At 36.5% G+C, this 21,184-nt stretch carries 19 protein-coding genes and 3 pseudogenes; 14 read left to right on the top strand and 8 right to left on the bottom strand.

From position 1 onward, the window contains the following. The first annotated feature begins 5 nt into the window (after positions 1-5). From SPD89_RS08490 to nhaC, 8 genes are all read left to right on the top strand, one after another. Positions 6-1,025 (top strand): alpha-ketoacid dehydrogenase subunit beta, encoded by a 1,020-nt coding sequence (locus SPD89_RS08490; RefSeq protein WP_336261532.1) that lies wholly within the window; start codon positions 6-8, stop codon positions 1,023-1,025. Positions 1,026-1,037: 12 nt separating this feature from the next. Then, positions 1,038-2,237: a dihydrolipoamide acetyltransferase family protein gene (locus tag SPD89_RS08485; RefSeq protein WP_336261523.1), complete on the top strand. Its 1,200-nt coding sequence runs from the start codon at positions 1,038-1,040 to the stop codon at positions 2,235-2,237. A 1,281-nt stretch (positions 2,238-3,518) separates the two neighbouring features. Beyond that, positions 3,519-3,938 carry a thioesterase family protein gene (locus tag SPD89_RS08480; RefSeq protein ID WP_336261522.1) on the top strand — a complete coding sequence of 140 codons (420 nt, stop codon included), beginning with the start codon at positions 3,519-3,521 and terminating at the stop codon, positions 3,936-3,938. A 2-nt stretch (positions 3,939-3,940) separates the two neighbouring features. After that, positions 3,941-5,080 carry a Leu/Phe/Val dehydrogenase gene (locus tag SPD89_RS08475; protein WP_336261531.1) on the top strand — a complete coding sequence of 380 codons (1,140 nt, stop codon included), beginning with the start codon at positions 3,941-3,943 and terminating at the stop codon, positions 5,078-5,080. 36 nt (positions 5,081-5,116) lie between these two features. Then, positions 5,117-6,175, top strand: coding sequence for a pyruvate dehydrogenase (acetyl-transferring) E1 component subunit alpha (gene pdhA, locus SPD89_RS08470; protein WP_336261521.1), 1,059 nt, complete (start codon positions 5,117-5,119; stop codon positions 6,173-6,175). Between the two features lie 2 nt (positions 6,176-6,177). After that, positions 6,178-7,200, top strand: coding sequence for an alpha-ketoacid dehydrogenase subunit beta (locus SPD89_RS08465; RefSeq protein ID WP_336261530.1), 1,023 nt, complete (start codon positions 6,178-6,180; stop codon positions 7,198-7,200). 6 nt (positions 7,201-7,206) lie between these two features. Continuing rightward, complete coding sequence (locus tag SPD89_RS08460) at positions 7,207-8,433, top strand: dihydrolipoamide acetyltransferase family protein (RefSeq protein WP_442961091.1); 1,227 nt, start codon at positions 7,207-7,209, stop codon at positions 8,431-8,433. Between the two features lie 396 nt (positions 8,434-8,829). Then, positions 8,830-10,275: a Na+/H+ antiporter NhaC gene (nhaC, locus tag SPD89_RS08455; protein WP_336261519.1), complete on the top strand. Its 1,446-nt coding sequence runs from the start codon at positions 8,830-8,832 to the stop codon at positions 10,273-10,275. Between the two features lie 569 nt (positions 10,276-10,844). Here nhaC and SPD89_RS08450 read toward each other — a convergent pair. The 3 genes and pseudogenes from SPD89_RS08450 to SPD89_RS08440 form a co-directional block, all read right to left on the bottom strand. Next, positions 10,845-10,940, bottom strand: a pseudogene (locus SPD89_RS08450) (hypothetical protein); the annotation flags it as partial. 204 nt (positions 10,941-11,144) lie between these two features. Beyond that, the gene (locus SPD89_RS08445) at positions 11,145-11,879 is read right to left on the bottom strand and encodes an SDR family NAD(P)-dependent oxidoreductase (protein ID WP_336261518.1); all 735 of its coding nucleotides are present in this window, start codon (positions 11,877-11,879) and stop codon (positions 11,145-11,147) included. A 352-nt stretch (positions 11,880-12,231) separates the two neighbouring features. Then, positions 12,232-12,690, bottom strand: a complete 459-nt coding sequence (locus SPD89_RS08440) for a hypothetical protein (protein ID WP_336261517.1) — start codon at positions 12,688-12,690, stop codon at positions 12,232-12,234. Between the two features lie 436 nt (positions 12,691-13,126). Here SPD89_RS08440 and SPD89_RS08435 point away from each other — a divergent pair, with 436 nt between their 5' ends. Next, positions 13,127-13,468, top strand: a complete 342-nt coding sequence (locus SPD89_RS08435; RefSeq protein ID WP_336261516.1) for a DUF6678 family protein — start codon at positions 13,127-13,129, stop codon at positions 13,466-13,468. Positions 13,469-14,286: 818 nt separating this feature from the next. Here SPD89_RS08435 and SPD89_RS08430 read toward each other — a convergent pair. Next, positions 14,287-14,550 (bottom strand): general stress protein, encoded by a 264-nt coding sequence (locus tag SPD89_RS08430; protein ID WP_442961090.1) that lies wholly within the window; start codon positions 14,548-14,550, stop codon positions 14,287-14,289. A gap of 299 nt (positions 14,551-14,849) precedes the next feature. Here SPD89_RS08430 and SPD89_RS22970 point away from each other — a divergent pair. After that, positions 14,850-14,930 (top strand): annotated as a pseudogene (locus SPD89_RS22970) (KGG domain-containing protein); the annotation flags it as partial. A gap of 67 nt (positions 14,931-14,997) precedes the next feature. On the opposite strand, the gene SPD89_RS08425 reads toward SPD89_RS22970, so the two are convergent. Beyond that, a complete protein-coding gene (locus SPD89_RS08425; protein ID WP_336261515.1) occupies positions 14,998-15,183 on the bottom strand; it encodes a hypothetical protein in 186 nt (61 codons plus the stop codon). Between the two features lie 225 nt (positions 15,184-15,408). Here SPD89_RS08425 and SPD89_RS08420 point away from each other — a divergent pair, with 225 nt between their 5' ends. The 3 genes from SPD89_RS08420 to menC are packed head-to-tail and all read left to right on the top strand — an operon-like array spanning position 15,409 to position 18,468. Continuing rightward, on the top strand, positions 15,409-16,536 hold the full coding sequence (locus SPD89_RS08420; protein WP_336261514.1) for a M20 peptidase aminoacylase family protein: 1,128 nt from the start codon (positions 15,409-15,411) through the stop codon (positions 16,534-16,536). 5 nt (positions 16,537-16,541) lie between these two features. Next, a complete protein-coding gene (locus SPD89_RS08415) occupies positions 16,542-17,336 on the top strand; it encodes a GNAT family N-acetyltransferase (protein ID WP_336261513.1) in 795 nt (264 codons plus the stop codon). A gap of 16 nt (positions 17,337-17,352) precedes the next feature. Further along, positions 17,353-18,468: an o-succinylbenzoate synthase gene (menC, locus tag SPD89_RS08410; protein WP_336261512.1), complete on the top strand. Its 1,116-nt coding sequence runs from the start codon at positions 17,353-17,355 to the stop codon at positions 18,466-18,468. Positions 18,469-18,918: 450 nt separating this feature from the next. Here menC and ptsP read toward each other — a convergent pair. From ptsP to SPD89_RS08395, 3 genes and pseudogenes are all read right to left on the bottom strand, one after another. Beyond that, a pseudogene (gene ptsP, locus SPD89_RS08405) lies at positions 18,919-19,852 on the bottom strand (phosphoenolpyruvate--protein phosphotransferase); the annotation flags it as partial. Further along, positions 19,848-20,000 (bottom strand): hypothetical protein, encoded by a 153-nt coding sequence (locus SPD89_RS08400; protein ID WP_336261511.1) that lies wholly within the window; start codon positions 19,998-20,000, stop codon positions 19,848-19,850. The pseudogene ptsP and the gene SPD89_RS08400, both read right to left, overlap by 5 nt. Further along, positions 20,000-20,266, bottom strand: a complete 267-nt coding sequence (locus SPD89_RS08395; protein ID WP_336261529.1) for a phosphocarrier protein HPr — start codon at positions 20,264-20,266, stop codon at positions 20,000-20,002. Before SPD89_RS08395 ends, SPD89_RS08400 begins: the two co-directional genes overlap by 1 nt. Before the next feature lie 215 nt (positions 20,267-20,481). Between SPD89_RS08395 and SPD89_RS08390 the strand changes: the two genes are divergently transcribed. Further along, on the top strand, positions 20,482-21,123 hold the full coding sequence (locus SPD89_RS08390; protein ID WP_336261510.1) for a phosphatase PAP2 family protein: 642 nt from the start codon (positions 20,482-20,484) through the stop codon (positions 21,121-21,123). The last annotated feature ends 61 nt before the right edge of the window (positions 21,124-21,184 follow it).

The following is a 21,184-nucleotide window of genomic DNA, read 5'->3' as shown; positions in this document are numbered from 1 at the left end:
TGGTCATGACGGATAATAGAATAACAGTTCAAAAGAAGACAACGAAGCAGAACAAATACAATGTCATTCAAGCAATTAAGGATGGATTAAAGACGATGCTAGCAGAGGATGAAAATGTATTATTGCTTGGGGAAGATATTGGGGTAAATGGTGGAGTTTTTAGAGCAACAGAAGGACTACAAAAAGAATTTGGAGAAAAGCGGGTAATCGATACTCCACTTAGTGAAGCGGGATTCGTTGGTACGGCAGTTGGGATGGCCTTAAATGGATTAAGGCCAGTTGTGGAGATTCAGTTTCTCGGGTTTATTTATCCAGCATATGAACAAATCGCAACACATGTATCACGCATGCGTTCTAGGACACTAGGATTTTATAGTTTGCCGATGGTAATTAGGGCGCCGTATGGAGCGGGAGTTGGGGCGCCTGAAATCCATTCAGATAGTGCAGAAGCGCTTTTTACTCATATGCCAGGAATAAAAGTTGTCTGCCCTTCTAATGCATACGATGCAAAAGGATTACTCATTGCATCAATTGAAGATCCGGATCCAGTGTTATTTCTTGAACCGATGCGTTTATACAGAGGTACACGTAAAGAGGTTCCTAGTGAGAAATATACGGTTGAAATTGGAAAAGGGACCTATGTAAAAGAAGGGAAAGATGTTTCCGTCTTTGCTTGGGGGGCGATGGTTCCTGTAGCAGAAAAAGCAGCACAGGCATTAGAAGCAGAAGGTATTTCTTCTGAAGTAATTGATTTACGAACTCTTTATCCACTTGATAAAGATATTATTGCGGAATCTGTACAAAAAACAGGCAGGGCAGTGATTGTCCATGAAGCTCACGAAACTGGTGGAGTTGGAAGTGAAATTACGTCAATCATTAATGATACATCTTTTTTATATTTAAAATCTCCAATAAAACGTGTTACTGGGTTCGATGTACCTGTTCCTTTATTTTCGATCGAACATGATTATGTACCGACACCGGAGCGAGTCAAAGCCGCAATAAAAAATTCGGTTGAATTTTAGGAGGTGGAGGGATTGGAAGTTAAATTTCACGACATTGGTGAAGGGATGACAGAAGGGGAAATAGTAAATTATTTTGTGAAAGTCGGTGACAAAATAGGAGTGGATGAACCGTTACTGGAAATACAGACAGATAAGATGGTCGCTGAAATACCTTCCCCTGTAGCAGGAAAAGTGACATCGATATTTTTTAAACCGGGGGATACGATTACGGTAGGAGAAACGATCATGGTCATTGATGATCATAAAAAGCAGGCGGTACCGATAGCAGATAATAAACAAGGGTTGGAAAAGTCAGCTGGTAAAAAAAGAAACTCACTACCGAAGCGGTATAATGGAATATTAGCCGCACCATATACGAGAAAAATAGCACGTGAATTAGGAGTAGATATCGAAAAAATAACAGGTACAGGGCGGGCAGGACGTGTTACCGAAGAAGATGTTTATGCATTCATTAATAAACAAAAACAAACACAAAAAATTACTGAAGCTGCCCATCCAAAAATAACGCCAGAAAAAACAGAAGTAGAGATAATTCCATTTAAAGGAATTCGCAAACAAATTGCTACTAATTTAACACAATCAGTTCGCACTATTCCTCATGTAACGCATTTTGATGAAGTAGATATTACAAATTTACAAGCGTATCGGAAAGAATTGAAAGCGTTTGGAGAAGATATTTCAATCGTTCCATTTTTCTTAAAAGCATTAGTAGTGGCGCTTAAAGAGCATCCGCTATTTAATGCAGAACTTGATGAAGAGCAGGAAATTATTCGCTTGCATAAAGCTTATCATATTGGTCTTGCTACAGATACGGACACTGGATTGCTTGTTCCTGTTCTCCGTGATGTCGATAAAAAATCATTGCGGGTAATCCATAATGAAATGAAACAATTAACCGAAAAAGCGCAACAAGGGAAAATAACGGTAAAAGAAATGCAAGGGGGAACATTTACGATTAGCAATGTCGGCCCATTAGGAGGGACTTGGGCGACACCAATTATTAATCATCCCCAAACTGGAATAATGGCCTTTCATAAAACGAAGCGTGTTCCAGTTGTGATGAAAGACGATGAAATTGCGATTCGATCCATTATGAATATTTCTTTATCCTTTGATCATCGTGTTGCAGATGGTGCGGATTCGGTCCGATTTGCTAACCGTTTTATTGAACTGATTGAAGAACCAAAAAGATTAATTATGGAGCTGATTTAAATACTTTAAAGTTTTCAAATATGGCTAAGAAAAAATGATTTTATCATTGAAAATCTGAACTATAATACAAACTTTCTTCATTAAAGTTTATATTAGTTCGGATTTTTTCATTCTTATTTTCCATAAACTGCGACAGAAGAGTCTACATGTTATTTATGTATCAACCCCATGTCTTGGGGGCAATTACTATATTGCGAATCGACTCGACATCTTAGAAAATGACTCGACATGTTTGAAATCGACTCGACGTCTTGGAAAACGACTCGACATGTTTGGAATCGACTCGACATCTTGGAAAATGACTCGACATGTTGCAAATCGACTCGACATCTTAGAGAATGACTCGACATGTTTGGAATCGACTCGACATCTTGGAAAATGACTCGACATGTTGCGAATCGACTCGACGTCTTGGAAAACGACTCGACATCTTTGAAATCGACTCGACATCTTGGAAAATGACTCGACATGTTTGAAATCGACTCGACATCTTGGAAAATGACTCGACATCTTGTGAATCGACTCGACGTCTTAGAAAATGACTCGACATGTTGCGAATCGACTCGGCATCTTGGAAAACGACTCGACATCTTGGAAAACGACTCGACATCTTGGAAAACGACTCGACATCTTGGAAAACGACTCGACATCTTGGAAAATGACTCGACATGTTTGAAAACGACTCGACGTCTTGGAAAATGACTCGACATGTTTCGAATCGACTCGACGTCTTGGAAAATGACTCGACATGTTTGAAATCGACTCGACGTCTTGGAAAATGACTCGACATGTTTGGAATCGACTCGACGTCTTAGAAAATGACTCGACATGTTTGGAATCGACTCGGCATCTTGGAAAATGACTCGACATGTTTGGAATCGACTCGACATCTTGGAAAACGACTCGACATCTTGGAAAATGACTCGACATCTTGGAAAACGACTCGACATGTTTGAAATCGACTTAACATCTTGAAGATCAAGTCATTCCTTCTAGTGATGATTAAATAGTGTCACAGTTTACATCAACTACGTAATAAGAGCTAATGTTGAGTGAGAAGGGTTGTACTCATTCATTTCTCTAATCTTTCTTCTTTAGAGTGTGACATTTTAGGTATGTTCCCTTCTTCTTTTTTTATTTAAATTACAGTTTACTGTTGACAGTTAACCGTCAACCAAATATACTGAATTTAATAAGATATATCAAATCATATATTTAATTTGTTCGGCGTTTTTAGTCATTGAAAACGGATACAAATATAATCTATTGGAGGGTGATAGCATGAAAGATTCAATGAAAGTGGGGTTAAAGGAATCTATCACGGTTGAAGTAACTGAGGAAATGTTGGCTAAATTTGATGGTGAGTTAGTGCACCCAGCATATTCAACGGTAGCTTTGGTTTATCATATGGAGTTGGTTTCTAGGAAACTATTACTGCCACATTTAGAAGAAAATGAAGAGGGAATGGGTGCGGCTGTTTCACTTAAACACTTGGCTCCATCAGGACTTGGAACACAGATAGAGATTACTGCTACTGTAACAGATGTGACGGAAAGAAAGGTTGTTACAAAAGTAACTGCGACAAACTCACTCGGTCCAATTGGTGAAGGAGAAGTTGTTCAAGGAATCCTCGCCAAAAATTTGATAGAAAGTAAGATTGAAAAATCAATTAGCAATGAAATGTTGGAAGGGGTTAAATGAAGATGATGCAATTAGAAAAAACAAAATTACAACAAGAAGATATTTTTAAAAAAATAGCAGGTCATGAGCAAGTAATGTTCTGTAACGACCCGGTCACTGGCTTACAAGCGATCATTGCGATTCATGATACAACGCTTGGCCCAGCTTTAGGCGGTACCCGTATGTATCCTTATGAAAGTGTTGAAGAAGCCCTTGAAGATGTTTTACGTTTATCCGAAGGAATGACTTATAAATGTGCAGCAGCAGATATCGATTTTGGTGGTGGTAAAGCTGTTATTATTGGTAATCCCGAAACAGATAAATCTCCTGCATTGTTTAGGGCATTCGGTCAATTTGTTGATTCATTAAATGGCCGTTTTTATACAGGTACAGATATGGGGACGACAATGGATGATTTTGTACACGCTTTAAAAGAAACGAATTTTATTAATGGGATTCCCGAAGCATATGGTGGAGGGGGCGATTCATCAATCCCGACATCCCAGGGTGTTATTTATGCATTAGAAGCAACGAATTATTATTTGTTTGGAGATAAATCGTTAGGCGAAAGAAGTTATGCAATTCAAGGTTTAGGAAAAGTAGGTTTTAAAGTCGCGGAGCATTTATTAACAGAAGGAGCCAACTTGTATGTAACAGATATTCATGAAGATGTGTTAATGAAGATACAAGAAAAAGGAAATGAGCTTAATAGAACGGTAACTGTTGTTTCGAGTGAAGATATTTATTCTGTGGATGCAGATATATTTGTACCTTGTGCGATGGGGGCAATTATTAAGGAACAAACTATTGCCCAGTTACAAGTAAAAGCTATTGTCGGATCAGCTAATAATCAGCTTGCGCATACAGGTTTAGTTGAACAGTTAACGGAAAAAGGAATCCTTTATGCACCTGATTATATCGTAAACGCTGGTGGATTAATTCAAGTGTCTGATGAATTATATGGTGTAAATAAAGAGCGAGTATTACTTAAAACGAAGTCGATATATGACTCACTCTTAGACATCTATGATCAGGCAAAACAGCAGAAAATATCCACAGTAGAAGCAGCAGATCAAAAATGTCAAAAAGTCTTGCATGAGCAAAAAAATCGGAATAGTTTTTTTAGTCGAACGATTCGACCAAAATGGAATATCCAAAAATAAACTAGTGAAGTAATCTGAGTGAAAGGAAGATAACGGATGAAGGAGAAATATCCTTTAATGACGGTAGTTGACGAGAAAGGTACATTAGTTTCTGAACACTATCAATCGGAAGTAAAAGAAGAACAAGTAAAAACATTCTATTATAATATGCTGCGTTTACGTACATACGATAAAAAAGGAAAAGCACTTCAGCGTCAAGGCAGAATTGGGACATATGTGCCGTTTGAAGGACAAGAAGCATCACAAGTAGGTAGCGCGTTAGCTTTGAATGAAGAGGACTGGATGTTTCCTACTTACCGTGATCACGGGGCAACATTAACATTTGGAGCAGATTTGGACAGGCTACTGCTTCATTGGAACGGTAGAGTAGAGGGTTGTGTTCCATCACTAACTAAAAAGATTTTCCCTGCGGCGATACCGATTGCTACACAGTTACCTCACGCTACTGGGGCAGCGATGGCAGAAGTTTATAAAGGGACTAATAATTGCTCTATCGTTTACTTTGGAGATGGTGCCACCTCAGAAGGTGATTTTCACGAAGGAATGAATATAGCAAGTGTATTTAAAGCACCAGTCGTTTTCTTTAATCAAAATAATGGATACGCGATTTCTGTTCCGATTGAAAAACAAATGAACTCTGAGACGATTGCTCAAAAAGCGGTATCCTATGGAATTCCAGGAATCCGTGTGGACGGAATGGACGTATTTGCTGTTTATCTTGCTGTAAAAGAGGCGCTTGATCGTGCACGACGTGGTGAAGGTCCAACATTAATTGAAGCAGTAACAATGCGGTTTGGTCCCCATACAACGGCTGATGATCCAACGAAATATCGCGATCAAGAAAAAATAGACGAAAAGCGTGAACGGTTAGACCCTCTATCTCGTGTAGAGCGCCTAATGAAAAATCTAAATATGTGGGATAAAGACTGGATAAAGAATATGGAGGATGAAATAGAAACAGAACTAAATAATGCGATTGATAGAATGGAAGCATTCGAGAAACCAAACCCTGCTGATATGTTTGATTATGTGTTTGAGGAACCGACTTGGACAATTGCTGAACAAAAAGAAGCGTTGCTAGGAAGGATTGGATAATGATGATAAGTACAGTTAAAAATCAAGTAGATCAAATAAATATAGAACACAAATCTCTCACTTTAATACAAGGAGTTAATGAAGGACTTAAAACGATGCTACAAGAAGATGAGAACGTTTTATTGCTCGGAGAAGATATTGGCGTAAATGGTGGAGTCTTTAGGGCAACAGATGGATTACAAAAAGAGTTTGGAAAGCGTCGTGTCATCGATACACCACTAAGTGAAGCAGGCTTTGTCGGCACTGCGGTCGGAATGGCTTTAAATGGATTAAAACCAGTTGTAGAAATTCAATTCCTTGGTTTTATTTATCCAGCTTATGAACAAATTGCGACTCACGTTACACGAACTCGTTCTAGAACAATGGGACATTATAGTTTGCCAATGGTAATCCGTGCTCCTTATGGTGCAGGAGTAAGATCACCAGAAATACATTCAGATAGTGTTGAAGCACTCTTTACACATATGCCTGGAATAAAAGTTGTATGTCCTTCCAATGCATATGATGCAAAAGGTCTTTTAATTGCAGCAATTGAAGATCCTGATCCAGTTTTATTTTTAGAGCCAATGCGTCTGTATCGTGGAAAAAGGATGGATGTGCCAGCTGAAAAATATTCAATTGAACTAGGGAAAGGAACAACAATCCAAACAGGGGAAGATGTTACTGTTTTTGCTTGGGGTGCAATGGTTCCTATCGCCGAACAGGCAGCTAATGAAATGAAGGAACAAGGTATTTCTTGTGATGTTGTTGATTTACGAACGTTATATCCATTAGATAAAGATATGATAGCAGAGTCTGTACAAAAAACAGGACGTGTTGTTATTGTCCATGAGGCTCATGCAACGGGGGGAGTAGGTAGTGAGATTACCTCTGTTATAAATGATACGTCATTTTTATATTTGAAAGCTCCGATTGAACGAGTAACTGGTTTCGATGTTCCTGTTCCATTGTTTGCAATTGAAAATGATTATTTACCAACAACTGAGCGCGTAAAAGAAGCGATTAAAAAAGTAGTGGAATTTTAGTAGGGGGTGAAACATTTGGATGTTAAGTTTCATGATATTGGTGAAGGAATGACAGAAGGAGAAATACTTCATTACTTTGTCCAAGTCGGTGATGAAGTTGCTGTAGATCAACCTTTAGTAGAAATGCAAACAGATAAAATGGTCGCAGAGATCCCTTCTCCAGTTGCGGGAAAAGTAGTGGCAATTCATTTTAAACCTGGTGAAACGATTACCGTAGGGACAACAATTTTAGAAATAGATGATGGGAAAGAAAAAACAAAAAGACAAACATCTCCAGTTGTAGAACAGCAATCGAAAAAAACTATCCAACAAGAAAAAGATACGAAGACTTTTACACCGACAAATCGAATTAATCATGTAAAAGCAGCACCTTATACACGAAAAATTGCTCGTGAATATGGGGTTGATATTGAACAAATTATTGGGACTGGTAAAAACGGCCGTGTTACGGAAGAAGATGTGTATAATTTTATCAATAAAGATCAGCCGATTGAAGAACCAGTAGTGCAGAAACCAGTTGAGAACACACAGTTAGAAGTGGTACCAGATATTATCCCATTTAAAGGAATACGTAAACAAATTGCAAATAATTTAAGCTATTCTGTTCAGGCGATTCCACATGTAACCCATTTTGAAGAGGTTGATTTAACAAACCTTTTGGAGTTGAGTAAGGAGTTAAAAGCATCAGATAAACAAATTTCAGTAGTTGCTTTCTTTTTGAAGGCATTAGCTATTGCTTTAAGAGATTACCCAATCTTTAATGCAGAACTTGATGAGGAAAAGGAAGTTATTCGATTGCACAAAGGTGTGAATATCGGTCTTGCCACAGACACGGAAGCAGGGTTATTAGTACCTGTATTAAAAAATATAAGTGGCAAATCGTTACTTCAAATCCAGACAGAAATGAAAGATTTAATTAAAAAAGCGCAACAAGGGAAACTAAGTGTAGATGAAATGAAGAATGGTACATTTACCATTAGTAATGTCGGACCTTTAGGTGGCATTGGTGCAACACCAATTATAAACCATCCACAAACAGGAATAATGGCTTTTCACAAAACGAAAAAAACACCTGTCATCATGGATAATGGTGACATGGAAGTCCGAAATATTATGAATATTTCTCTGTCCTTTGACCATCGGGTTGCTGATGGTGCAGATTCTGTCAGATTCACAAATCGATTTGTTGAATTAATCGAACAACCAAATAATCTTTTAATCGAATTAGTTTAATAGTTGGTATTAATTAATGCGTATATTCCTTCCCAAAATACGTTGAAGGAATATACTGCTGATAAAATGAATAGATGATTGCTGCCTTGAAGTGAATGCGCTATCATGACGTGATGAAACAGTATATACAATAATTATAAATTATAATACTAATTTATACCTGTAAACATATATATTATTATATATTTTTTATCCGAGGTTATTTTACCGAAGCAGTATATATTAAAAAGGCGGCATATTATATGAAAACTTTGAAAGGAGGAATAAACCGAATACTAAAGTTTACATTACACAATTAAATCATTTACCATAGTAGTATAGCAATTTTAAAATTTTTTACTTACGAGTAAACGATCAAAGCATTTAGAATATTGGAGAAAATTAAGGAGATGTCCTATGTTTCGTATAAAAGCATTACAAACACCAAAATTGGGTGAAGCAATTCTAGTTTCACTTGCTGTAATAGCAATAATAAGTTCAAGTATCATTTTTTTAGAAACGGTTCCACATATTCCAATAGTTATTTCTATGCTGTTTTTAGTAATTTATGGCTTGATAAAAGGAGTCTCTTATAAAGAACTTGAAAATGGAATAACAGACGGAGCCAAAGCAGGAATGGCCGCTACGTTTTTATTTTTCTTCATTGGGATATTAATAGCGTCATGGATGCTAGGTGGGACAATTCCGACTTTGATCTATGTTGGCTTTGAATTAGTAACACCTAAATTTTATTTAGCAATTGTTTTTATTGTTACATCCATTATTGGAATAAGTGTTGGAAGTTCATTAACAACTGTTGGAACTATTGGTGTAGCGTTCATTGGAATTTCAAGTGCAATCGATGTTTCGTTGGCGATGACAGCAGGAGCCATTGTATCAGGAGCGTTTTTCGGAGATAAAATGTCGCCATTATCAGATACAACGAATATGGCTTCATCTATTTTGCAAGTCGATTTATTTGACCATATTAAAAATATGGGATGGACAACTATACCTGCATTTATTATCTCACTCATTTTATTTGCGGTTCTTTCGCCAAATATATCGGAAGCTAATTTTGGAGAAATGGAAGCATTCAAACAAGGTTTAATGGACACAGGACTTGTTAGTTGGTATGGAGGAGTTATTCCGATAGTAGTTTTATTAATTTTTTCAATTAAAAAAGCGCCAGCACTACTCGCCCTTGCAGCAGGTTCTGTTAGTGCGATTATCGTTTCCTTATTTAATGGAGCGAAGCCACTAGGGGAAATTATGGGAATTTTATTTGGCGGGTTCTCATCTAATACCGGCGTTGAAGAAATTGATTCATTATTGACTCGAGGCGGAATGGAAAGCATGCTGTTTACCATTGGAATAGTATTACTTGCGCTTAGTCTAGGAGGATTATTATTTACATTGGGTATTGTTCCAAGGTTGCTCGCTGCCATTGAATCAGCTTTAAAAAAGGTAAGTTCAGTCATCTTATCTTCCGCTTTAACTGCAATTGGAATTAACGTTTTAATTGGAGAACAATATCTATCCATTCTTTTAACTAGTGAGTCGTATGCATCTTCATATAAGAAAGTAGGCCTAAGCAACTTAAATTTGGCAAGAGTATCAGAAGATGCCGGAACGGTTGTGAATCCACTCGTCCCTTGGAGTGTTTGCGGAGTCTTTATTACAAGTGTTCTTGGCGTATCAACTCTTGCATACTTACCATTTGCATTCTTTTGTTTATTAAGTCCTATTTTAACTGTTTTTTATGGATATACGGGTAAAACACTTACTTATATAGAAGCAAGCGAGCAAGAAAAACAGGAGCCAGAGGTATCTCTCGATATGAAAGGAAATCCGATCGTATAAAAAAATTTTGACGGGAAATTAAACTTATAAATGATATAAACTAGCACGAACCAAAATTGGTTGTGCTAGTTTTTTCATTGTTGGAAATTATATTTTAGTGCGTGTTCAAAAAGGATAAAAAGAACCAAGAAGTTCGAGGCGGCGAAGTTTCGAGCAGCGGAATGTATACATTTAGATACATGAGCGGAGGAGAAACAAGCCAACGAAGAAATACGCAGTATCATTTTTACCGGACTTTTTGAACATCCTCTTTTAGTATGGATGTGTATAAGTTACTTGATTGAAAGTATCTGCTTCTAGTTCCAACGCCCAGCGACTATCGCAACTTCCTTCAGCTCCGTACGATAAGTCAACATATCTATGTTCGTCGTGTTTCCTTTATCTCCTACAGAAGGAATGTTCGATTAAGTTCGCCACTTTGCGCGGCAACATCGAGCCACCTGCGTTGCGCAGACGCAGTTCGTACGTCGCTAAACTGGCGCTTCCGCCCTTTGGTCTTAATACATTGATAAATTGTCTGAAGGAGGTGTAATTGAACAAATAAAGGCAAAGGCGCAGTCCCCTTTAAATTACGGGGCAATTAGTGGGGTAGCCTTTACGGTCTTGGTTTCAATGTATTCTTTTATGATATCTAAAGGAGCCCCACCAGTTGTTAATATCAGATAACTCCTACTCCAAAAATAGGGTTTCCAATTTTTGAGATGATCTGGGAAATCCTTTCAGATATATGTAGAACTCACAGTTTTAAACTATTTATAGTGTTAGCTAAAATAATTTGTGATGGCGCATCAAATAAAATATACAGATGATCTTCCTCGCCATCTATTTCTAAAACTTCACATTGTATTAAATTTTGCAAATATACTTGATTATTGTGCACTCCATCCACCATCAACCTTAATAATCTCTCCTGATATGAAGTCTGATTTATCGGAGGATAGATAAAGAACCATATTCGCTATATCCTCTGGTTTTCCAAGTCTTCCAGCCGGTGTTGCGTCCGTGAATTGCTTTGTTACTTCTGGTGGATTAGTAGCCAAAATTGGTGTTTCTATAATACCTGGTGAAACAGCATTAATTTGAATATTCTTAGGTGCATATTCAACAGCGGCTTGACGTGTCATAGAGGCAACACCACCTTTTGAGGCAGAGTAGCTTGGTAAACCTGGTAAACCAATATGAGCCGCTAAAGATGCAATATTTACTATTTTGCCAGACCCCTTTTTCAGTAATTCTGGTAATATTACTTTCATACCTAAATAAGGTCCTTTTAAGTTAATGTTTATTAAGTTATCAAAATCATCTTCATCTAGGTCAACAATATCCACTGCTTCAGAAATTCCAGCAATATTGCATAAAACATCAATGGAATTAAACTCTTTAATTATTTTTTCTTTGGCTTCATTCCAACTATTTAATTTAGATACATCTAAAGATATACCAATGGATGTACCACCTTCTTTTTGAATTTCATCAGCTGTTTTTTCTGCATTTTTTATATCTGCACAAACAACTTTTGCTCCTTCTGCAGCAAATTTATGCGCTGTTACTTTACCAATTCCTGACCCTGCGCCTGTAATAAGTACAACTTTGTCCTTAATCATCATATCTAACTCCCACTAACTTTAGTATTGTTTTTTATTAAGCTTCCCTTCATAAATCTTTTTATACTACCATTTAGTGTATTTTTAACGTTTATTAACTTTAATATCTTGGCAAGCGGTCACATTTTACAGGTAACTGTATATCATCAGAAGTCTTCACCATTAAATAAAGCAATACAAACATAGCCACAATAACCAATCCTTAATCAAATTACCTTTTTATAAAAAGTATCCCCTCACTTGGCTTAAGTCAACCTCAACGCGGCTTATTCCGTTGAATGGCTCTATTGAATTAATAACTAAACATTAAAATAATTTTCTACACATATTCAATACGTTTTCAAGATCATGGCTATGTAATTCTCCCAAATGACGTTTCAATTCTGTACCGGGAATGGAAGTGATTTTGGAAGTACGTTACTCGTTCAAGCGCTCCAGCGCAGGGACAGATAGAAAGTGGATCCAGTAGAAGTAAGGCCTTTCCAAATGTTTTGGCAGCGATAAAGCCATGATCAATCATCTGCACGACATGAGATTCCTGTAGCTCACATGGATCATTCCAGCCGAAAATGGTTTTAACACCATCCTGTAAATTCATAAACAAGGGTAGGCAAAACCACTTTTGTGGAGTTCCCATCAGAATGCCAATGGCACCAAACAGATGACCAAACTCCGCTTTAGAAGAGTTTTCAGACTCCTGATGAAGTTTCTTAACACCAGGCATCCGACGGGCTTCCTTGGATTGTCTCATCCCATCGCCTATGAGCACAACCATATCGTTGACGTTAGAAAGTGGAGCTGCTTTTTTCACAACCCGAAACCACGTTTGACGAAGGGATTCCAGCGACCACGCAGAAGAACGATAGAAATAAATTAGGCTTTCATAGGTACGGGAATTCAAGGACAAATCACGGATGATAGAAGTCACACCCAAATGGTCTGAACGCAACATAAGACCGACAATGAAAAAAAACAAAGGTAGGTAGCACTTCTGGAAAAGCAAGAACGAAAATTATGTAGGATAGAATCAATTTATTTTAGTACAGTATGGTCAATCGCACCGAAATATGGTAAACTAATAGCATAATCCTTTCTGCGATCTTGATCTCCTTTCTGGTATTAAGCAACCTTCAGGATATCATAGATCACACGATTGGGTTATTTTTCTATTTGACAATTTTCCGACAAAAACTTTTGGCTGTCCAGAGATGTTACAATTGACAAGAATAAAATTGGGGAGAGGTATAATGGGGTTTGCTGGATACCAAAGTTTAATGAATGATACAAAATGGGAAGAAATTTGGTTAGCAATGATTGATATTCCGGAACTTATCTATTGGCGGACAAAAGATATTGATACTAAATATATTAGTCATTGGGATGCAGAATGGTTTTACCATTTTAAACTAAATGGAAATAGGGAAAGCTATAAAACAATTGAATGGTTAGAAATTAAGGCTGAAAGTGAAGAAATAAAAAATAAAGTAATTAAAATGCTTAAGGAGATACACGTTCCAGGTGAGGTACTAAGTGATACTATAAAGGTTTATGGTTATATAAAGGAAGATTCTTTTATTGATTATATATAACGCTCCTATCTCAATGAACGGGCGCAATTCTTTGAGATAAAATGGCTATTTTTGACCATAAAACAGGAGAAGGAGAGTTAATAGTATGAAGAAACAATGCGGGTTCCCAAAGCCATCACTAAAGAAGCAGCGATCTGAAGGCATATTTACAAAAGGCGTCGGTGATGAATACATCTTGTTAGATCCAAAAATGCCTGATCTAGAAAGCCCCAAGTACTCGCTTGGAAAGCTCAACTTGAAAAAGAATTCGTTTTATTGGACGATGAGGTGATCCTTATCGGCCATTCATTGGGTGGTTCGGTTCTGTTGAAATATCTCTCGGAGGAAGGTTTTCGAATCTTGGGATGAATTCAAAGGTATTTGGCTTATAAATATCCAGAAAGATAATTAAACGAGGGGAACGGGTTGCTCTCTAGTTTGTTTTAATATTGATTCCATTAAATCCAATTAAATAGAATATTATGATTCAGCCGAGTAAGGGAGGGTTGTTCCGATGAAACAAACAAAAACAATAAGCTCAAAAATAACATCCCACGGTAGTTACAAGAGTCGTAGAATGCCTGATTCATCAAACAAGAAATAATAACCCCTTCCTTAAATATGATTTTACTATCAAATTTTTATAAGTTCCCAAGTTACTTTAGAAGATCTCCTATTTCTAAGTTTTTGGTATTGTAAGTAGTTATCAATCTAATCTGAAAAATTGGCTTGATGATAATGATAAGACGAAAGCTCAATCTGAAGGAAAACGTTTCAATAAAAAGCCTCTTAACAATAACAGTTTCCCTTGATCAATTTTTTCTTCAAGTTCTTCCGATTCAAAAGCAGTTATCCCTAATATTTTGTAATTTTTCTCGAAGGTCGTCCTCTTTTTTTCGGAATATATTCCCTACAGCTGTACCGATACCTTCTTCTTCAATTCCAATCGTATTAATATTAGCATTATCTGCAAGTCGATTTGTTCGATCGGCATCATGAGTCAAAACATATATATCTGTTCTGTCAACTCCTCTTGCAGTCAGTTCCTGAACTTCTGTAATTAAAGCTTGGTCATTCGTAAATTCTTTTACCTTAGGCTTCAAGTGTAATTCCTCCTTAGAGAAAACAATTCCTTGCTGTTTTATTTTGCAGAATTCTGCAATTAAACTTTGCAAAGTTGACTTATGTAAGCAATACCCGCTCACCTTAAAATGAAACAAAAATTTTTGATAACATCATTTTTTTATTTCTAATTTTTATATTACTTTGAGGTTCGTTTTTAGTGAAATCTGTTTTCCTTCCATAACGAATTAAATCGTAAACAACACGTCCATTACTAGCTAGGAATCATGACCGAGAATTTTACGAAGTAGTAGGTCAAAAGGGGGGAAAAGCAACTGCGAGGAATCATGATCACGAATTCTATGAAGAAATAGGAGAAAAAGATGGTAAAAAACGTAGCCGTAAACGTAGAAGTATGTAAAAAATAAATATATTCGTATTCCCTAGAGACCGAGTAATTACTCGGTCTCAATTTTTCTCTCTTTTCTTTATCTCCCTATAATTGCCCTTACTCCTTGAATGATTAATGCAACTGCAAATACAATCATGGTAAGTCCACCAATAATGGTAAAGATATTTGACAATTCAGGAGTAATTACCGCAGAAGTTGGTAGATTAGCTAATGCGTAACCAGCTAGAATACAGGCTAGGTAAAGCAAGGAAACTTGGTTCATTTTCCTCCCTCCTTCCTTCTCTATTATCTTATTAATATAAAAGTTATCTGAATGGATGTTTGTTGAAAAATTATTAAAAATAATTATCTGCCTACTTGATTAAAGACTTCTCCATGGTTTCATTTTTGTTAAGAAAACGATACGATATAATATAGACCTTCTATTAATATAATCGGTCAGTGAAGAATTTTTAATTGGCTTAATGTAATAAAAAGGAGCATATTTATGAATGTAACGATTCAAAAATTAACACCTCAATTACAAAAAATCTTTCAACATCTACATGCCAATCCAGAAATTAGTTGGCAGGAGTTTAACACAACTGACTATATTCAGTCCCTTTTAGAAAAGGAAAATTGTAAAATTACTACGTTTGATGATATCCCTGGACTTATCGTTGAAATAGGAAGTGGTAAACCTGTTGTAGCATTACGGGCAGATATTGATGCCTTATGGCAAGAAGTGGATGGAGAGTTTCAAGCTAATCATTCTTGTGGGCATGACGCACATATGACGATAGTAATCGGAACTATTTTAAACCTACTTCGCAGTGATGTACCCCTTCTAGGTACATTTCGGTTTATCTTTCAACCTGCTGAAGAAAAGGGTACTGGAGCTTTAGCGCTAGTTAAAAAAGGGATCGTAGATGATGTAGATTATTTATATGGAATGCATGTAAGACCTATTCAAGAGTTGCCGCATGGTAAATTCGCTCCGGCGATTCGTCATGGTGCTGCCTGTTTTATGAAAGGCGAAATTATTGGAGAGGATGCCCACGGCGCAAGACCTCATTTAACTGCAAACGCTATCCAAGTTGGGAGTGAATTTTACCAACATTTAAATCAAATTCAACTTAACCCGATGGTACCTTATTCCGCAAAATTGACTTCTTTTCAATCAGGTGGAAAAAGTATCAACATTATTCCAGGAAGTGCTACGTTTTCAATCGATATTCGTGCACAAACGAATGAGGCTATGTTTGAATTAATGAATCAGATCCACAAGATCAGTGAGATGCTTGCGGAATATCATGAGGTAAAGATTAAGCTTGAAACAGTTTCAAATGTTGCAGCGGCGATCATCAATGATGATGCTGTGAAAAAAATGAAAAAAGCGATTATTGATAGTGTGGGAGAAGATAATTTAGCACGGATTATTGAAACAACCGGTGGGGATGATTTTCATTTTTATACAATAAAGCGTCCAGACTTAAAAGCGACGATGCTTGCCATTGGTTGTGATTTAGCTCCCGGTCTTCACCATCCAGATATGACTTTTAATCATGAATCAATCCCAAAATCGATTGAAATTTTATCAAATGTCTTAATTAATACGGCAAAAGCGCAGTCTTAAGGGAGATGAGAATCATACAAACGATTGAAATCCGTGAAATAACAACAATTGAAGAATTGCATCAGTTGCAACAAGTTGAACGTGCGGTTTGGGAGATGCCGTCAATTCCCATTCATCAGACGTTTACAGCTATGAAAAATGGCGGCATTATTCTCGGAGCTTATTCTGGGGAAAAAATGGTTGGATTTTTATACAGTTTTGCAGGATTTGACAGCAACTCTATCTATCTATGCTCACATATGCTCGGTATTTTACCAGAATACAGAAAAGCTGATCTTGGAGTCAAAATGAAATTAAAGCAGGCACAACTTGCTAAGGGCAAAGGATATGACATGATTACGTGGACATTTGATCCATTGGAAAGTAAAAATGCCTATCTTAATTTGCATAAATTAGGAGCGATTGGTGCAGTTTATCAGGCTAATCATTATGGGGATTTAAATGATAAATTAAATCAAGGTTTACCAACAGATCGGATTCTAGTTAAATGGGACTTAAATAAGTCTACAAAGAAGCATGAAAATCACTCATTGGATACGGGGAAAGTGTTGCTTACGGCAGACAAATTCGGCAAACCGATTGCATCGGAAGTAACAGGTACATTATCGGCAAACAAGTGGTTTGTCGCAATACCACGGGATATTCAAACGATGAAGCGAACAGATTTTGAATTGGCAAAAGAATGGCGATATCAAACAAGAGTAATTTTCCAGCAATTATTCGCTGCAGGATATCAAGCGACAGATTTATTTGTAGATATGAACGAAAATTTAATTAGTTTCTATGTATTCACGAAATAATTTTGGAGGGAAAGAGATGACACTATTTATAGAAAAGATCAAACTACATCATTTAAAAATGTCATTAAATGATCCATTTTCAACGAGTTTTGGGACGTTTCAGGAGAAAGAGTTTTTTATTACCGAAATGATAGATGGAAGTGGTAAGCGAGGTTTTGGCGAATCTGTTGCATTTACAAGTCCATGGTATAGTGAAGAAACCGTGCAAACAAATTTGCATATAATGACTGACTTTCTTATACCTATTTTAAAAAATAACGAAATTCACCATCCAGATGAGGTGTTTGATCTGTTTCACCCAATTAGAAGAAATAATATGGCAAAAGCTGCACTTGAAGGTGCGGTTTGGGATCTGTATGCAAAACAAAAAAATATTTCCTTAGCAGAAGCGTTAGGTGGAAAAAGAAAAGCAATTGATGTCGGAATTAGCCTTGGTATCGAGCCGACTGTAAACGATCTACTAAGAAAAATTGAGCATTATGTACAAGAAGGGTATAAACGAATCAAAATAAAAATTAAACCGGGATATGATGTCGATGTTCTAAAAGAAGTGCGGTGTGTATTTCCAGAGACGAAATTAATGGCTGATGCAAATTCATCATATACATTAAATGATATCGATCATTTACGAAAATTAGATGACTTAGATCTAATGATGATTGAACAACCACTCGCACATGATGATATTATTGATCATGCGAAACTGCAGGCTGCAATGACAACACCTATATGCTTGGACGAGAGTATACACTCTCTTGAAGATGCTAGAAAAGCAATTGAACTAGGAAGCTGTAAAATCATTAATATTAAGATCGGACGTGTCGGTGGATTAACGGAGTCAATACGAATTCATGATTATTGCAAAGAAAAAGGCATCGACGTCTGGTGTGGTGGCATGTTAGAAGCAGGCGTAGGTCGTGCACATAATATTGCACTTACAACCTTATCACAATTTACGTTGCCTGGTGATACTGCTGGATCTTCTCGTTACTGGAAAAAGGATATTATTGAGCCGGAAGTAGTTGTCGAAAATGGCGTCATTAATGTCCCAACAAAGCCGGGAATTGGGTATGAGGTTGATGAAGAGGCGTTGGAAGAGTTTACGCTTAGTACAAAGGAATTTAACATATAAAGGATGTTCAAAAAGTCCGGTAAAAATGACACTGCGAATTTCTTCGTTGGCTTGGTTTTCCGCTGCTCAAAGCTGCGCCGGGAAGGTGCCCTTTAAGTTCTTCGTTTTGGAGAAATTTGTTTTATGCAAATTCCAAAGTATTAGTTTTTTGTTAATCGGCTATTCTGCGAAATAACCATAAAATATCTGTTTTAATCACGGGGAATTGGAATCCCGCGCCTCGATTTCATTTGAAAGTAGTGAGAAGAGCCCCGTGTGCCTTTGATCTCGTTAGAAACTAGTGAAAATAACCACGTCATGCGCGATCAACCACGAAAATTACGAAATAACCACGTAATATCTATTTTAATCACGAAAAATCGGAAATAACCACACAATATTTGTTTTAACCACGGGAAGAAAAAATAAACAGAAGTCACTATATTAATCTGCTAAATAAACAGCTCTTCTTTAAAATCGGAAGAGCTGTTTCAAATGTTTTTTTAAAAGTTTGAGCACTTCATCGGCTGGTTTCATTAAAAGTGTTTTTTCTACTAAAAGTTCCATGTCTTTTTTGTTTATTTTTTTCAATTGGCTTCGAGCTGGAAGTATTGAGGATACGCTCATTGAGAACTCATTTAGTCCAAGTCCTAATAAGAGTGGAATTGCTTTTTGGATCTCCAGCCATTTATCCACACATTCCAACTCCTTTACCTTCAGCGAGTGCTGCATCAACTACTATTTTCACTAAGCGTAAAATTACCGGGTAGTATGGTTGGTATAAATATTCTACATGTTCATTCATACGATCAGCTGCAAATGTATTTTGAATGAGGTCGTTAGTTTCGATACTAAAAAAATCTACTTCTTTAGCAAATTGATCGATCAGCATTACTGTAGCCGGAGTTTCTACCATAATTCCGACTTCCATATTCCCAACAGGTAAATTCTGTTTTTGGAGTTTTTGTTTCTCTTCAATAAGAATTCGTTTTGCTTCATGAAATTCATCAAATGTTGCAATCATTGGAAACATAATTTTTAGGTTTCCGTAGTTACTGGCCCGGATTAAAGCACGCAATTGTGTTCTGAAGATGGTCATTTTAGGGAAAATCGAATTGCACGAAGTCCTAAAAAAGGGTTCATTTCTTTTGGCATATCTAAGTAGGGTAGCTGTTTATCCTGCTCCAATATCTAGCGTCCGAACAATTACCGGTTTCCCATTCATCTCCTGTAATACAGTTTTGTATGCATCAAATTGTTCCTCTTCAGTAGGCAAAGATGTTCTTTCCATGTACAAAAACTCTGTCCGGTATAGTCCAATACCTTCAGCACCATTGACTTTAACTTGTTCTAAATCTTTTGATGAACCAATATTTGCTACTAATTCTACTTGGTAGTTATCATTTCTTTAAAGAATTATGTAATTTAGTGATTTCAAAATCACTATTTTTAACTAGCTTTTTTTCGAAGGACAAATCAGGTTTAATTAGTTTATAAGCTTTTCCAAATGCAATACCACTTGATGCACTAATGCCTTCTAAGCTTAATGACATTAGTTAGCTATCCCTTCTTTAGTAAATAATTCTTCAATATTTTTCATTGCTTCCTCTTCATCATGCCCGTCAATGATAATGGTAAATTTTCCACCTTGTGCGATACCTAACGACATCACACCCATAATTGATTTTACATTTACTTTTTTATTTTGATATTCCAATTCGACGTCTGATGAAAAGCGGCTCGCAACTTGTACTAATTGTGTAGCTGGTCTTGCGTGCAATCCTGTTTCTCCCGTTACGGTAAATTCTTTACTTATCATGTTTAATTTTCCTTTCTTCTGTTTTGTATTTGCTTGCATTTTTATTAGCATACTATGCTATAACTATATTTAAGATTACCATATAAAGTGCATCTTATGTAACAAATTATCTAGTGAAACGGAAATTTAATATTAAGTTTAATATTAAAACGATAAATTCCTAAATTTATTAGTAGATAAGCTTCTACTTGTAAAATGATGAAAGGAAATTTTATATGAAAAGAAATAGTATACATATAACCGTTTTAACAATCGGGTTAATTGCTATTATCATTTGGATTCTAGAACTTAAACATGGAAAAGTCCCCCTAACAGACCAAATAACGAGAGGGTTGGTTGAAGAGGTTGCAGGCACGAGAGTATATACTTTTTTTCGAGGTATGACGGAGCTTGGTGGCAAGTCTTTTGTCTTCCCGTTTGTTATTGTCATGATGGTTATATTATGGATTGCTTACAAAAAAGTCTTTCCAGCCATTATTTTTGGTTTTGGAACACTTGGAGCTTCGGTGTTGAATCGTTTTATTAAACACCTTATTGCTAGAGAACGTCCTAGTATTTCAAAAGAACTTGATGCTCTCGGGTTTAGTTTTCCTTCTGGACATGCAGTTACTTCCATTGTTTGTTACGGATTATTAGCATATTTTTTAAGCGAACGATTTCCAAAACAGAAGTTAAGCATTCGGATTTTTTTCGGTATTTTGATTGTATTAATAGGGTCGAGTAGATATTTTATTAATGTACACTATCTTACAGATGTGATTACAGGTTTTTTTGTTGGATATCTTTATATATTATTGCTTATTTTCTTATATAAAAATATTCAAACACGGCGCACGTACGAAAAATGGTTCTTTTAGCCCGGATGAAATGTGCTTAATTTTCTTATATAATTAATATAAAGAAAATGACAGAATGTAG

Origin of the sequence: Pseudogracilibacillus sp. SO30301A (assembly GCF_037072025.1) — a bacterium.
Lineage (GTDB): Bacteria > Bacillota > Bacilli > Bacillales > Amphibacillaceae > Pseudogracilibacillus.
This window is presented reverse-complemented; position numbering and strand designations above follow the sequence as displayed.

Excerpts from the sequence above, each read along its gene's own strand:
- SPD89_RS08480 (WP_336261522.1), top strand. The coding sequence starts at position 3,519 with ATGAAAGATTCAATGAAAGTGGGGTTAAAGGAATCTATCACGGTTGAA.
- nhaC (WP_336261519.1), top strand. The coding sequence starts at position 8,830 with ATGTTTCGTATAAAAGCATTACAAACACCAAAATTGGGTGAAGCAATT.
- SPD89_RS08400 (WP_336261511.1), bottom strand. The coding sequence starts at position 20,000 with ATGTCATTAAGCTTAGAAGGCATTAGTGCATCAAGTGGTATTGCATTT.
- menC (WP_336261512.1), top strand. The coding sequence starts at position 17,353 with ATGACACTATTTATAGAAAAGATCAAACTACATCATTTAAAAATGTCA.
- SPD89_RS08425 (WP_336261515.1), bottom strand. The coding sequence starts at position 15,183 with ATGAACCAAGTTTCCTTGCTTTACCTAGCCTGTATTCTAGCTGGTTAC.
- SPD89_RS08445 (WP_336261518.1), bottom strand. The coding sequence starts at position 11,879 with ATGATTAAGGACAAAGTTGTACTTATTACAGGCGCAGGGTCAGGAATT.
- SPD89_RS08475 (WP_336261531.1), top strand. The coding sequence starts at position 3,941 with ATGATGCAATTAGAAAAAACAAAATTACAACAAGAAGATATTTTTAAA.
- SPD89_RS08435 (WP_336261516.1), top strand. The coding sequence starts at position 13,127 with ATGGGGTTTGCTGGATACCAAAGTTTAATGAATGATACAAAATGGGAA.
- SPD89_RS08390 (WP_336261510.1), top strand. The coding sequence starts at position 20,482 with ATGAAAAGAAATAGTATACATATAACCGTTTTAACAATCGGGTTAATT.
- SPD89_RS08395 (WP_336261529.1), bottom strand. The coding sequence starts at position 20,266 with ATGATAAGTAAAGAATTTACCGTAACGGGAGAAACAGGATTGCACGCA.
- SPD89_RS08465 (WP_336261530.1), top strand. The coding sequence starts at position 6,178 with ATGATAAGTACAGTTAAAAATCAAGTAGATCAAATAAATATAGAACAC.
- SPD89_RS08490 (WP_336261532.1), top strand. The coding sequence starts at position 6 with ATGACGGATAATAGAATAACAGTTCAAAAGAAGACAACGAAGCAGAAC.
- pdhA (WP_336261521.1), top strand. The coding sequence starts at position 5,117 with ATGAAGGAGAAATATCCTTTAATGACGGTAGTTGACGAGAAAGGTACA.
- SPD89_RS08415 (WP_336261513.1), top strand. The coding sequence starts at position 16,542 with ATGAGAATCATACAAACGATTGAAATCCGTGAAATAACAACAATTGAA.
- SPD89_RS08420 (WP_336261514.1), top strand. The coding sequence starts at position 15,409 with ATGAATGTAACGATTCAAAAATTAACACCTCAATTACAAAAAATCTTT.